Genomic DNA, 12,436 nt, shown 5'->3' on the forward strand with positions numbered 1-12,436 from the left:
CGGTTCTGGTGAGACTCTCCAATGTGAGCTGCTTTTCGTTTGAGGTTTATTACTTTTTACGGGTAAAATAACAGGTGTTTTTCAAAAATAAAAAAGACTAAAAAACCAATGGAGGCAAAACAAATACAAAAATTATTTACGCATTTAGAAGAGGTTATTACATGGCGTATAAACAATTCTTCAGAACATTTTAATGTTGGAGCACCTGAATTTAAAACTAGTGACCATGAAGGTTTTCAATTAGGAGACTATATTTCAGGGAAAGAGCTTGCCCATCAGGAAGTTGTTATTCTTTTAATGGCTTTACTACCAAGATTGGATCCGTCATTGCTGAAACGCATTTATTTAGAGTTTCCAGGTAGTGTCCTGTTTGACTTCTGTTCAACCAATGATAACGGCAGGCTCTTTTATCCAACAGTTCAGGCTGTTCAGTATATTTTGGGTGGAGACAGCATTTCAGAGCGATTGAAAGTAATGGATTATTTCGGCTCAAATTCAGTTTTGATTAAAGAAGAGCTTATTGTCTTTTCAGGCTCAGCACATGAGCATACCTCACTGAATAGCCAGATAAATATTCATTATGAAGCTTTTAATACTCTGATGTTTGGAACAGAACTATTGCCAAAAATGAGTAATGACTTTCCGGCAGAGCAACTACATACGCGCCGGTCATGGACAGATCTGATACTCCCGCCCGCCACATTAGATGAACTTCAAAGCATTGAGGCCTGGTACAACAGCAGCCGGATACTTATGGAAGACTGGGACATGCAGAAAAAACTTAAGCCGGGCTTCCGGGTGTTGTTTTATGGAGAACCGGGAACCGGAAAAACTCTTGCCGCCAGCCTCTTGGGGAAATACACCAAACGTCCGGTCTTTAGAGTCGATGTTTCTATGCTGGTCTCAAAATATATCGGAGAAACAGAAAAGCAGTTGGCTAAGTTATTTGACAAAGCAGAAAATAAAAACTGGATTTTATTTTTTGATGAGGCAGACGCTATTTTCGGAAAACGAACCTCAGTAAGAGATGCCCATGACAAATATGCCAATCAGGAAGTTTCTTATTTGTTACAAAAGATAGAAACATTCTCAGGACTTATCATTTTGGCATCCAACTTTAAAAATAATATGGATAAAGCCTTTACGCGACGCTTTCATAGCTGCATACAATTCAATAATCCAAAGCATGAAGAGCGTCTGCGTATCTGGCAGCAGAATTTACCCGAACAATTAAACCTTGAAGACATTGATCTGGAAGAAATCGCCAAACGATACGAGCTCACAGGTTCTAATATTATGAACGTAATACAGGATGTAAGTTTAAAAACAATTGCGTTGAATGAACCAGGTTACAAAGTAAGCATAGAGATGTTATTAGACGGGATCAAAAAAGAATATGTAAAAGAAGAAAAGATCTTTTCATAAAAAAATCACACAGGTAAACGCATTCAATTTTAAAAACAAAAACTAATGAAAGCAAAGGTTCTTCTATTGATCATATTCTGCGGCCTCTTGTTGGGCTGCCGAAGCAAACACAAAATTACAACCACATATAAAGAGAATACAAAAGCAACAGAAAAAGTGAAAGTTGATTCTTCAGTCTTACAGACCTTACAATCAATTCAAAGCGAATCTACAGGTGCTACGTTGAGGGAAGAGAACAATAAAATATCCGGAGACCTGCTGATCAAAGGGAAATCTGATACCTCCAATCCCTTTGTATTCCATAATGTTGTGGGAAGCGATACTATTCAAAGCATTTCTATAATGGGAAACGCAGAATATACCATCAGTAATCATTATACAAAGGCTGGTAGTCAAAAATCTGAGATTAAAAAGAGCGAAGCTGTCTATGCTATTCAGGATATAACCCAGACAACAGCTTCAAAAGAAACTACCAAAGAAGTGACTTCAAAAGTCTCTGAAGAAACCAAAAAAATAAAACTTAATGGATTTGATATCGCAGCCTGGATCTTCATTACCATTCTTGGAATCACCTTAATACTCATCTTTTTCACCTATAAATATTTTAAGAAATGAAAACATCACAAAAAGGAATCAATCTGATTGTATCATTTGAAGGCTTCAGCTCTAGTCCTTATCTGGATTCAGCAGGAATTCCAACGATAGGTTATGGTAATACCTACTATCCGGGAGGAAAGAAGGTCACCATGAAAGATCCCGCAATCACAAGAGAAAAAGCGACAGAATTATTTTCGACTGTTTTACCAACTTACGAAAAAATTGTCAGCAATAAAGTGAAAGTGGTCCTTACCCAAAATCAATATGATGCCCTTGTATCACATACTTACAATACCGGAGGATCTGATACGCTATTTTCTTTAGTCAATAAAAAAGCAGGAGAGTCCGAAATCAGAAACTGGTTCACCACCAAATATATTACTGCCGGAGGAAAAGTTTTAAACGGTTTGATCCGCAGAAGAAAAGCAGAAGCTGATCTGTTCTTTTCGAAGTAAACAATGCGACTGTAAACAGTCTACAAAGTTTAAACAACTTTTGATCATAAAGAGTTCGGGATTCTATCGAACTCTTTCCTTTTAAATTAAATCATATTCTTTTGTTGTGATAATAATTAAAGATAGTTTCACATCGTATTATAGCTACTGTCAGATGCTGATATAAAACTAGTTATATTTGAGAGTAATCTTTCAAATTTATCATTTCTAAAAAAACAAATTACCTCCTTATATAAGGGAGGTTTTTTACTTTTCTGTTATAATACAAATCTTCCCTTTTCCGAAAAAATATTCAGTACGATATAGATATAAAAATACTAAAGGGGTCAAATCCTCGTTGTGCTACAAAAAATATTCTCAGTATGGCATTTTAAAATAAAAAATGTACATAAAAAATAAAATCAGCATTATTTTTCAACAACTATTTGATAGATATCTGGAAAAATTTACTTTTGCAATTGAGAAAATAATACCATCATTGATGATATTGTTACAAAAAAACTAATAAACTAATCTTGAAAATTAATTAAACCATGAAAATGTACACAGCTACACTGTATTTATTTTACTAGTTTATCACAACTGATTGTTTCAAACAATATAGAACAATAGTAAGTCTTCAAAATTTTTTCAGAGCTACCAATCGTATTTAATCAATATGGTTAATTTGATTGTTTCCTCAAATTACCCGATAATAAGGTACAACGGATATTCCGTTATCGATTTGGAAAACAGAAATGCTCTTAGGGAAGTTGGATGAAGTCTGCTGTTGTATCAGTTGTAGTACTGCACTATCTGATCAATCAAAACATTATCAAAATCAACGTTGATTCACCGATTAAAATTCTTGTTTTTGCAAGAACAGGTTTTAGTTGGCAAAAAGTCTTCTCTCAGAGATCACTTTTTCATGGAGTTCAGAAACCATTCAAACGAAGCGGAACCGAAAAGCTATATGAGTAGGAAAATATGACAAAATCTAAAATATGAGAAAAATACTTTTATTATTTGTATTCATCAGTTTGCATTCCTTTGCCCAATGCTGGCAAAGTCTTGGTGCAGGTAATGACCATTCAGTAGGAATAAAAACAGACGGCTCATTGTGGGGCTGGGGAGTTAATTTCTCCGGGCAACTGGCCGACCTAAACGTCAACGGCAAAAAGGTCCCGACCCGAATAGGAATATTAAGAGATTGGAAAATTGTTATTGCCGGCAATGACCAGACTTTTGCTATCAAAACAGATGGAACACTGTGGGCATGGGGAGATAATGATTATGGACAGTTAGGTGACGGAACTACTGTTTCAAAAAGAATTCCAATACAGGTGGGGACAGCCAACAACTGGCAGAGTGTCAGCATAGGAGAAAATCATGTGGCAGGACTCAAAACAGATGGAACATTATGGGCTTGGGGGAATAATAGTGATGGCCAATTAGGTGACGGAACTAAAATTACAAAAAAGACCCCAACGCAAATCGGAACCGCTACGGATTGGAAAAGTGTTGATGCTGGCAATAACTATTCTGCAGGAATCAAAACAGATGGGACATTATGGGCCTGGGGAACTAATTTTGACGGGCGGTTAGGAGATGGAACCAAAATTATAAAAATGATCCCGACCCAAATAGGAACCGATATCAACTGGAAAAGTGTTGATGCTTCTGATGGTTATTCGGTAGCGGTCAAAACAGATGGTACGCTATGGACATGGGGCTCGAATGTTTATGGACAATTAGGAAATGGAACGACGGTCAGCAGCAATATTCCTGCCCAAATAGGAACGGCAACCAACTGGCTCAATGCATCTGCCAGAAATGGGGCTACATTTGCAACGAGAGCAGATGGAACACTTTGGTCATGGGGGTATAATTATTACGGACATTTGGGTAATGGTACCAGTGGATCAGCCAATGGTGGAGCATCACCAGTACAGGTAGGCTCTTCTACGGACAACTTACAGATTTTTGCCGGAAAAAATCATGTGCTTGTAAAAACTATTGACGGTTCTTTAAAGGTTTGTGGAGTAAATAATTACGGACAGCTGGGTGACGGAACTTCTACTACCAATACCGTCAACAATGATAAAAATACATTTATTTCTATTGATTGTCCGGGGGTTTGCATTCCTCCCACACAATTGGCAGCAACCAATATTACTTCTTCAAAGGCTACTATTAACTGGACCGCAGCCACTCAGGCTCCCAGTAATGGATATCTGTATCTTTACAGCACCAATCCTGCTATTGGAGGAAATAATGGAGCTACTCCCTCTACAACAGTCAATTTGACTAATTTATTACCTGATACCACTTATTACTGGTGGGTGGCACCTGATTGCGGCTTCAGCTGGGTAGATTGGATAGCAGGAGGTTCTTTTACCACACTTCCTACAACTGAAACCGGATGCTGGCAAAGTGCTAAAGCTGGGAATTCTCATGCGATAGGGCTCAAAGCAGATGGAACACTATGGGCCTGGGGCGATAATTTTGACGGACAGCTGGGAGATGGAACCAATATTGATAAAAATAAGCCAACACCAGTTGGAACTGCAAATAACTGGACGAAAATAGCTGCTGGAACTTCTTATTCCGCAGGAATCAAAGCAGATGGAACACTTTGGACCTGGGGGAATAATTACTGGGGACAGTTAGGGGATGGAACTACAACCAAGAGAAATACGCCAACACAGGTAGGAACAGCAACAGACTGGGTAAGTGTTGTCGCTGGATATAGCCATACAGTAGCTATAAAATCAAATGGAACACTGTGGAGTTGGGGAGGTAATTCCAAAGGACAATTAGGAGATAGTACAACGGTCAATAAAACCTTACCGGTGCAAATAGGAACAGCAGCAGACTGGCTCGTTGCCACATCCAAAGGAAATCATACGCTCGCCATAAAAACAGATGGAACGCTATGGGCCTGGGGAGATAATTCCAAAGGACAGTTAGGTAATGGTATTTCTGCAGCAAGCACTTTTCCTGTTCAAATAGGTACAGCAACGAATTGGAAAGATATTGATGAAGGAGGAAGCCACTCGATAGCCATTAAAACAGACGGAACGCTTTGGACATGGGGAGATAATAAATGGGGCCAGTTAGGTGACGGAAGTACAGGTTCAAGGAATATCCCAACACAGGTGGGAACAGATGCAAATTGGAGAAGTATTAACACCAACTTTAATGGTTCTGTTATTGCCACTAAAACAGATGGAAGTCTCTGGACATGGGGACATAATGGTTTGGGCCAATTAGGTGATGGTACAGAGACACACAGATCTGCACCGATGCGTATTGGGACAGCTTCCAATTGGGAGAATATTGCAGCAGGGGGAAATAATACACTGGCTGTAAATGCTAATGGATTTTTAGCCATCAGTGGTCAGAATACCTGGGGAACAATAGGAGATGGGACCAATATTCAAAGGAAAATTTTCACGCCTGTTGCCTGCCCTGCAGCGATTGTAGTTTTTAATGGAGGTTCAGCAAAAACGGCTAATGAAATTTCAGCGAAGGCAGATCAGCTGAAAGTTTATCCAAATCCTGTACAGGATATCCTGACAATCTCGTATGACCAAAAGATTCTTTCGGTAACGGTTTTCAATACCGCAGGGAAACCGGTACTTACGAAAACGATCAATGATACTAAAGGAACACTTGATGTTTCTGTTCTTTTATCAGGGGTTTATCAGGTGAAAGTAAATGGAGCTGATGGCTTTGTAAAAACAGTAAAAGTGATCAAGCGATAAATAATTTTAAAAACTGGCTTATTGAGATTTAAAATCCTGATAACCTGAGTTTTTAAAAGAGAATTTACGCGGATATTTCTTTTGAAAAAATTAAATATTTATTACATTTATGTTTAAAAGTAGTGTCACTTATTGATAAGTGGCACTATTCTTTAAAAACAGATCAGATAAAAGAGGCTTAAAATATCAGGTTACATGAATTTCTTTGTAACTAAAGAATGCGAAATTTGTAAAAGTGTAAACAAGTTTAATATCTTTAAGAAATCAAAAACAATAACCTTATTAAAATTTTAAAATCATGAAAAAAATAGGAATTATTTCCTTTCTTCTCTTCGGCCTTTCTATAGCAAGTGCACAAACGATAGAGTCGGGAAGCCACAGCACAAAAGGCTATATCAAATCTGACGGAACCATTGAAAACAGCAGCCATTCCACTGTGGGGTATATCAAGTCAGATGGAACAATCGAAAATAAAAGCCACTCCACCATCGGGTACATCAAAAGCGATGGGACTATAGAAAACAAAAGCCGTTCTACCGTAGGCTATGTCAAAAGTGACGGTACTGTAGAAAACAGCAGTCATTCCACCATGGGTTATATCAAAGACGATGGAACGGTAGAAAACAGCAGCCACAGTACTATTGGCTATGCAAGGGGCATTAAAAAAGAGTGGGCGGCTGTAGCCTATTTCTTCTTCAAAGTAGATTAATCAGCACTGCGAAAAAGAAATGATCCCGTTGAATGGATCAAAAAAATAAGGCTTGGATTTTTATACTCTGAGCCTTTGTTTTTTAGCTTATACATGCTTTACGGGACCATGTTCTTTTATTCTAATTCTAATGGATTTTCATATTTTTGGTTTTCTTCTCTTTCTTTTTCTCTTTGTCTTACCATTTCCTGCCCTTTTATGATTGTGGTTCCATAACTTGCAAGTACAGCAGCTGCATTGGCATCTGCATTTCTTAATGCCTGTTTAAGTTTCGGTTGTGTTGTTTCTATTGCTCCGGTAAATCTGCTTTTCTTAATGTTAATTAGTTTTCCTTTCAATTTAGAATCAGATACAGATTTTACAAGCTCAAAGCTATAATCTCCTTTATCATCTGATATCTTAATTATTAATCCTGGTAATCCACTAAATTTATATGGACCATAGGGTAGCGGAATTTCAGGAGAATACCATGCAATCCAATTTCTTCCTTTAAAGGTAGCTTCTGCTTTTTTACAACTAATTGTATTAATTATTTTTGTTTCATCTACAAGTTTCCAATTCTTTATTACTGGTTCTTTATAGGTGAGTACTGACATGCCAACCCATCTAAAGTATTGGACATTTTCATTGGATTGTATAATGGTAAATGATAAATTTGTTTTTGGAATCACAACCCCTTCTTTATAGCTAAGAGTGATGCTTCCATCGGGATTATTCGTTGTTGTTCTTGAATTCTCCATTACTGAGTCACCCTTCAATGATATGGTACTTGCAAAAAATGCACGTTTGTCAGCTATCTGTAATGAAAATAGTTCTTCATATCTATTCTCAGTGCGTATATCAAATTTAGCTTTTAGCTGATAAGTAAACTCACCACGCAAAGTATCCTGTTTGTATGATTGAGCATAAAATAGAATGCTATAAAATAAAATGAATAGTTGAAGTAGCTTTTTATAATAATGCATAAGAGATATTTTCATTATAAAATTGCACTTATGGTATAGTGATTTTAACCATAAGTGTATTAATTGACATTATGCCAAATTCTTACTAGTACCACTGTGTGTAGCCGGCTGACAGTAATTTTTTTCAATTTCATCAACCCAAGCATTTGCCTCTTCAGCAGTCCAGTCTTGAGTAGTTGTAGCTGTGAAACCACATTTAGTTACTGCAATCTAAACTTGACCTCCTTTTACTTCCTTAAGGTCATTTCGAGATAATTTTTTAAGCTTTCTCATTGCATTAAAATATTTAAAATTAAGTACTAAATATAAGTATATAAATCATACGGCGGAGAGAGGTTTTTGGTTTTAATTATTTGAATATCAATTTATTGAATGATAATAAAACTCGTTAATTTATTTAAATAATAATTTAAAAATGTAGATTTTTTTACTATATTAATTGATAAATAATGAACATTAAGTATGTTAAATTTTCTCACTTTGAGCCAGTAAAATAAAAATAATCTCCTTTTTATATGGTCAAAGTCAGAAAACTATGGAGAGCAGGGCTAAAGTGGTGTATTTCCTTTTTAAGTTAGAGTGATGATCATCACTGCGAAAAATAAATGATCCCGTTCAGTGGATCAATGAAAAAAGTAAGGTCTGGATTTTATAATCCGGGCCTTTTTTAGTCGTAAATGGGTAGCGCAGTATACCTTCGTTTAGATTACTTTTGGAGATCTTCCGATTTTATTTGTGAAAGATCAATCCCGAGTTTTGTAAATCCCTTTGTACCCTCATCGGTAATATAAAAATACTTGTCGGTGGCATGTTCTTTTGCAATCCATCCTTTATTAATAAACTCTTCCAGAAGGAGCATTCCCAGTTTCCCGCCAAGATGATTATAGCAGGTTTTGGCAGGTTTTTTATCTGTATTTTGTTTCATGGTAATATTTGATATGTATAGAATTTTTAATAATTATGCACTATGGGTCATAAAGCTTAATTTACCATAAAGTTCGGGATATTTTTTAAATAATATAAGGGTAAGCCTGAACAATTTGATCATAAATAAATCCCGACTTTTTCGTCAGGATTTATTAGGTTTGATTTCTTTAATATCATATTTCTTCTCTTTAATAGGTTCATCGGGGAAGAAATCTTTAATTGAGCAACCTAATGCTATTGCAATTAAATTTAGATGGATGACATTATATTTAGCTTTTTTCGAAGGAGCTTCTATCTGCGAAATAAATCCAATATTTTTACCGATAGAAAGAGAAAGTTCTTCTTGAGTAATACCCTTTGATTCTCGTATTTCTTTTATACGGGTTATAACAAATCTTTCTATTTCTTCTAATGATTCATTCATAAATCAAAGTGAATGAAAAACATCAAAAAATATTATGTACTATAATACATATTTTGAGGAGTTGTTTTATATTTGTAAAATAAGCTACAATAAATGTAGCTTTGCGATACTTCAAAGAACAAGAAAATCCTAACGAAACGTTAGGATTTGTTATTATTTTTTTCAGCGTCCTCATAGGCTTTTAGCACTAATGAGCCTTGTCTTTTCTTATCAAATTTGAGCAATTTATTTTTCTCTTCAACCTTTATGAAAAATTCAGACATTGAAATTTCAAAAAAGTCGCATATGGCAAATAGTTTACTACAAGTCACATTATGATCGGTGGAGGTGTACCTTTCTAATCCTAAATTTTTGCCTATCTCATTAAAATACTGATTATTTTCATCTAATACAGCAGTACCTCTTTCTTTGTAAAGATCTTTTATAACCGCTGATATAGCTTCTGTTAATTCACTTATTTTAATTTGTTTTTTCATGAAAACAAAAGGACTAATAAAAAAGCATTGCAACAATTACACATGTGTAAATAAATTTGTATATTAGCAAAATGTTACATTAAAAAATTAATGTAGTTTTGCGATACTTCAAAGAATAATAGAAGCTATTGCTTAGAATCTCGATTCGAAAACTGGTAATTTTTAGCATACGAGAGGATAAGTAAACAGCTCACGACCTAGGCGTGGGCTCTCTTATCTGTATGCAAGGTATACCAGTGCCCCGAATCGGATATTGTAGAGTCCCATGCCGTTTTTATTTTCATGCCGTTCTGCTTTTCTACAATTCTCATTTTCTAAGCCCGCTTTACCGCATAAAGTATCATGACGCGTTACAATGGGGTGTACAATCCGTTGCGGCCTTCGGGCTTTCTGAAAAACACAAATTTTATCATAAGTTTTTATTTTTTGTCTTGTATGGGTGGGAAGTCCGGCATTGACAGGGCTTCCTCCCATTTTACAACCGGTAAAACGTGTAACAGAAAACAAATAGTATTAAACAAAAGTTCAGCTGCTGATATCATGAAATCTTCATGGTACAGGAAGAGCTGTGTTCAATCCCTGGAATTAATGAATGATGAAAATAAATAATTACTTAATTACAAAAAACAACCGCATGAAAAATAGAAGAACAGACTTTGAAGCCCATTTTTTGGAAGATCCTAAAAAAGATTCCGGAGTAGAGCTTATGGAGAATTTTTTTAAGTTCAATGAGCTGGCTGCCTCTAAAGAGAAGCTGAACAATATTATAAACTGTGCAGTAAAAGGAAATACATGGCTAAAAGATGATCCCTCTGCTATTTTTCATTTCCGCCAGTCGATGCAGTCGTTTATCCGTGCTGGCTATCTTATTACGCTGAAGAAAAAGAAAAGGCGTACCAACACTCCCTTAGAAAATGTTTCTCCCTGGCTTCCCGGTTTACTTTCTGAGAAAGAATACCAAAATCCTTTGCGCGTCTTCAAAAAAGCATTTGAAGAATACAGCATCAAAGAGTTTGACTATTTTATATCCGGCATGGTCTACTTTTCACTGGGAGCCTACGGCAATATACCGGAAAGTAATATCGTCAGTCCGTACATTCATCTGACGAAAATGCTGGATGCTGCGCACCTCATTCTTGAAAGGAGAGGGAAGAGATAGATAGATGTTCTGCTGCCGAATGGAGGCTTAAAAAGGGTACATGGCCTTCCAGAGGCCTGTAGGCTTGGTGGAAGAGCCTCGAGGTACTTGGTGAACGGCCTTTAGGTACTTCCGAAGGGGGGCTAGCCCCGTACCTAAGGGGGTACAGGTACTTGTATAAGGGGGTATAGGTACTTCCAAAGGGGGGATGTCCCTTTACCTAAAGGGGTAAAGATACTTATATAAGGGGTTGCAGGTACTTCAGAAATGGGTAAAGAAGGTTACATCAGCCATAAAAATGAGATAGCTAAGCAAAATGAAGTCCATCTGAATAGAAATTTTACAGACGCCAAGTTTTTAATTTAATAATGCATACTCTGGGAAGCAAAGAAAGAATATGTCTTTAATTGATTTGATGAAGTATGTGTTTTATCCTAATGCTTAACCAGCCTTAAAAACACGATCCTTTGTATTAAAATAAGAATTTTTGTAATAGAAGTAAATTTAGAAAATAAATTTTTTCAACTCTTATTTTTATTATTATTGCTTGAAATTATAATCACCAAAGTCAGGAGGATTGACGATAGAGTGAAAATCATCCATAGAACAAATAAAAAACTATTGACCCAATGAAAAAGAAAATACTCGAAGAATTTGACGAAATAATATTGGACAGCTATTGGATAAGGGTTGTAGATGATTATGAAGATCCTGTGTTTTATTTAGTAGATATAAGAATCAGGGTAGATCATCATTTAAAATCCTATTATTTTCATGGTTTATCAGAAATGTATCAGAAAACCAGGCTTATTCAGGAACGGAAAAATTATTTGGCAATTGACGAAACAGGTAACTGGGCTGGTGTATTCATAAAAAAAAATAAAGAGAAAGAAGCTAAATATATGGAGATTAATGGGAAATTGCTGAAGCATTATATATTTCAGATAGGAGAAACTGAATTTAATATACTGGCCGAAGGATATCAGGCAGATGACGGCTTTAGAGAAATGTTCAGAGAACAGGAAAAAATCAAAAATTTAGTATCATGAAAGCAATACCGGTATTCCCTTTTTTGTCAGAAGGTACTGTGATGTACAGGCATAAATCCATAGAATATTATCATTCATCAAAAAAAGTCTTTACCATAGCCTGCATTTATGATAAAGAAAAAGAAGAATCTGTAACGGCAGGTTTTCTATTCACGGGAGTAGAAGAAGTAAGTCAGAAATTAAAGACCGATAAATTGCTCAGAGAATTTGGGTTGGAAGACCATCCTATGTTTGAATTTCTTTTTTGTTTGGAAGATGGCAAAGAACTAAAAACATATATATTGGCTATTGGTGTAATGGTCCTTATTATAAGAGCAAAGGACGTGGAATTGATTACAGAAGACATCCGTTATATGGCATAATACAAAACCGGGATTAAACGTCAAAGTTCTTTTATTTTGTGTTTTTTTAAATATTTTAAATTATACAATATTTAGGTTCTTTTGAAATGGAAACTAAACTGTGCCAAGACTTTGAGCCTAGACATGGTTGCGAGTTTTTACTTTAACCATAAACGTTTTCAGG

General features: G+C 35.9%; 14 protein-coding genes. 8 read left to right on the forward strand and 6 right to left on the reverse strand.

Annotation, left to right across the window (positions count from 1 at the left end):
- Positions 1 to 108: 108 nt before the first annotated feature.
- The 5 genes from AC27VX_RS17895 to AC27VX_RS17915 all read left to right on the forward strand — a co-directional run bounded on the left by AC27VX_RS17895 (position 109) and on the right by AC27VX_RS17915 (position 6,932).
- Positions 109 to 1,425 (forward strand): ATP-binding protein, encoded by a 1,317-nt coding sequence (locus AC27VX_RS17895; RefSeq protein WP_488697013.1) that lies wholly within the window; start codon positions 109 to 111, stop codon positions 1,423 to 1,425.
- Between the two features lie 45 nt (positions 1,426 to 1,470).
- Positions 1,471 to 2,040: a hypothetical protein gene (locus AC27VX_RS17900; protein WP_236855116.1), complete on the forward strand. Its 570-nt coding sequence runs from the start codon at positions 1,471 to 1,473 to the stop codon at positions 2,038 to 2,040.
- The gene (locus tag AC27VX_RS17905) at positions 2,037 to 2,477 is read left to right on the forward strand and encodes a lysozyme (RefSeq protein ID WP_236855115.1); all 441 of its coding nucleotides are present in this window, start codon (positions 2,037 to 2,039) and stop codon (positions 2,475 to 2,477) included. Before AC27VX_RS17900 ends, AC27VX_RS17905 begins: the two co-directional genes overlap by 4 nt.
- Positions 2,478 to 3,460: 983 nt before the next feature.
- Positions 3,461 to 6,223, forward strand: a complete 2,763-nt coding sequence (locus tag AC27VX_RS17910; RefSeq protein ID WP_488697016.1) for an RCC1 domain-containing protein — start codon at positions 3,461 to 3,463, stop codon at positions 6,221 to 6,223.
- A gap of 298 nt (positions 6,224 to 6,521) precedes the next feature.
- Positions 6,522 to 6,932 carry a 5-fold beta-flower protein gene (locus tag AC27VX_RS17915; RefSeq protein ID WP_236855112.1) on the forward strand — a complete coding sequence of 137 codons (411 nt, stop codon included), beginning with the start codon at positions 6,522 to 6,524 and terminating at the stop codon, positions 6,930 to 6,932.
- Positions 6,933 to 7,048: 116 nt separating this feature from the next.
- Here AC27VX_RS17915 and AC27VX_RS17920 read toward each other — a convergent pair whose 3' ends face one another.
- The 6 genes from AC27VX_RS17920 to AC27VX_RS17945 all read right to left on the reverse strand — a co-directional run bounded on the left by AC27VX_RS17920 (position 7,049) and on the right by AC27VX_RS17945 (position 10,198).
- Positions 7,049 to 7,897: a GLPGLI family protein gene (locus AC27VX_RS17920; RefSeq protein WP_488697018.1), complete on the reverse strand. Its 849-nt coding sequence runs from the start codon at positions 7,895 to 7,897 to the stop codon at positions 7,049 to 7,051.
- A gap of 210 nt (positions 7,898 to 8,107) precedes the next feature.
- Positions 8,108 to 8,170 carry a bacteriocin-like protein gene (locus tag AC27VX_RS17925; protein ID WP_488697206.1) on the reverse strand — a complete coding sequence of 21 codons (63 nt, stop codon included), beginning with the start codon at positions 8,168 to 8,170 and terminating at the stop codon, positions 8,108 to 8,110.
- A gap of 433 nt (positions 8,171 to 8,603) precedes the next feature.
- Positions 8,604 to 8,822, reverse strand: a complete 219-nt coding sequence (locus AC27VX_RS17930; protein ID WP_236855109.1) for an ArsR family transcriptional regulator — start codon at positions 8,820 to 8,822, stop codon at positions 8,604 to 8,606.
- A 144-nt stretch (positions 8,823 to 8,966) separates the two neighbouring features.
- Positions 8,967 to 9,248: a helix-turn-helix domain-containing protein gene (locus AC27VX_RS17935; protein WP_488697021.1), complete on the reverse strand. Its 282-nt coding sequence runs from the start codon at positions 9,246 to 9,248 to the stop codon at positions 8,967 to 8,969.
- 140 nt (positions 9,249 to 9,388) lie between these two features.
- Positions 9,389 to 9,724: a hypothetical protein gene (locus tag AC27VX_RS17940; RefSeq protein WP_488697023.1), complete on the reverse strand. Its 336-nt coding sequence runs from the start codon at positions 9,722 to 9,724 to the stop codon at positions 9,389 to 9,391.
- 213 nt (positions 9,725 to 9,937) lie between these two features.
- Positions 9,938 to 10,198: a hypothetical protein gene (locus tag AC27VX_RS17945; RefSeq protein WP_488697025.1), complete on the reverse strand. Its 261-nt coding sequence runs from the start codon at positions 10,196 to 10,198 to the stop codon at positions 9,938 to 9,940.
- Positions 10,199 to 10,358: 160 nt separating this feature from the next.
- Between AC27VX_RS17945 and AC27VX_RS17950 the strand changes: the two genes are divergently transcribed.
- From AC27VX_RS17950 to AC27VX_RS17960, 3 genes are all read left to right on the forward strand, one after another.
- The gene (locus AC27VX_RS17950; RefSeq protein ID WP_488697027.1) at positions 10,359 to 10,883 is read left to right on the forward strand and encodes a hypothetical protein; all 525 of its coding nucleotides are present in this window, start codon (positions 10,359 to 10,361) and stop codon (positions 10,881 to 10,883) included.
- A gap of 608 nt (positions 10,884 to 11,491) precedes the next feature.
- The gene (locus AC27VX_RS17955) at positions 11,492 to 11,911 is read left to right on the forward strand and encodes a hypothetical protein (protein WP_488697029.1); all 420 of its coding nucleotides are present in this window, start codon (positions 11,492 to 11,494) and stop codon (positions 11,909 to 11,911) included.
- On the forward strand, positions 11,908 to 12,273 hold the full coding sequence (locus AC27VX_RS17960) for a hypothetical protein (RefSeq protein WP_488697032.1): 366 nt from the start codon (positions 11,908 to 11,910) through the stop codon (positions 12,271 to 12,273). The genes AC27VX_RS17955 and AC27VX_RS17960 overlap by 4 nt, the downstream gene beginning before the upstream one ends.
- Positions 12,274 to 12,436 lie beyond the last annotated feature (163 nt).

This window comes from Chryseobacterium sp. 14P4.3.2, assembly GCF_057799275.1.

What these genes read in the sequence shown, in the direction of transcription:
- AC27VX_RS17945 (WP_488697025.1), bottom strand. Translation starts at nt 10,198, where the DNA reads ATGGGAGGAAGCCCTGTCAATGCCGGACTTCCCACCCATACAAGACAA.
- AC27VX_RS17900 (WP_236855116.1), top strand. Translation starts at nt 1,471, where the DNA reads ATGAAAGCAAAGGTTCTTCTATTGATCATATTCTGCGGCCTCTTGTTG.
- AC27VX_RS17930 (WP_236855109.1), bottom strand. Translation starts at nt 8,822, where the DNA reads ATGAAACAAAATACAGATAAAAAACCTGCCAAAACCTGCTATAATCAT.
- AC27VX_RS17910 (WP_488697016.1), top strand. Translation starts at nt 3,461, where the DNA reads ATGAGAAAAATACTTTTATTATTTGTATTCATCAGTTTGCATTCCTTT.
- AC27VX_RS17905 (WP_236855115.1), top strand. Translation starts at nt 2,037, where the DNA reads ATGAAAACATCACAAAAAGGAATCAATCTGATTGTATCATTTGAAGGC.
- AC27VX_RS17955 (WP_488697029.1), top strand. Translation starts at nt 11,492, where the DNA reads ATGAAAAAGAAAATACTCGAAGAATTTGACGAAATAATATTGGACAGC.
- AC27VX_RS17950 (WP_488697027.1), top strand. Translation starts at nt 10,359, where the DNA reads ATGAAAAATAGAAGAACAGACTTTGAAGCCCATTTTTTGGAAGATCCT.
- AC27VX_RS17915 (WP_236855112.1), top strand. Translation starts at nt 6,522, where the DNA reads ATGAAAAAAATAGGAATTATTTCCTTTCTTCTCTTCGGCCTTTCTATA.
- AC27VX_RS17920 (WP_488697018.1), bottom strand. Translation starts at nt 7,897, where the DNA reads ATGCATTATTATAAAAAGCTACTTCAACTATTCATTTTATTTTATAGC.
- AC27VX_RS17940 (WP_488697023.1), bottom strand. Translation starts at nt 9,724, where the DNA reads ATGAAAAAACAAATTAAAATAAGTGAATTAACAGAAGCTATATCAGCG.
- AC27VX_RS17935 (WP_488697021.1), bottom strand. Translation starts at nt 9,248, where the DNA reads ATGAATGAATCATTAGAAGAAATAGAAAGATTTGTTATAACCCGTATA.
- AC27VX_RS17960 (WP_488697032.1), top strand. Translation starts at nt 11,908, where the DNA reads ATGAAAGCAATACCGGTATTCCCTTTTTTGTCAGAAGGTACTGTGATG.
- AC27VX_RS17895 (WP_488697013.1), top strand. Translation starts at nt 109, where the DNA reads ATGGAGGCAAAACAAATACAAAAATTATTTACGCATTTAGAAGAGGTT.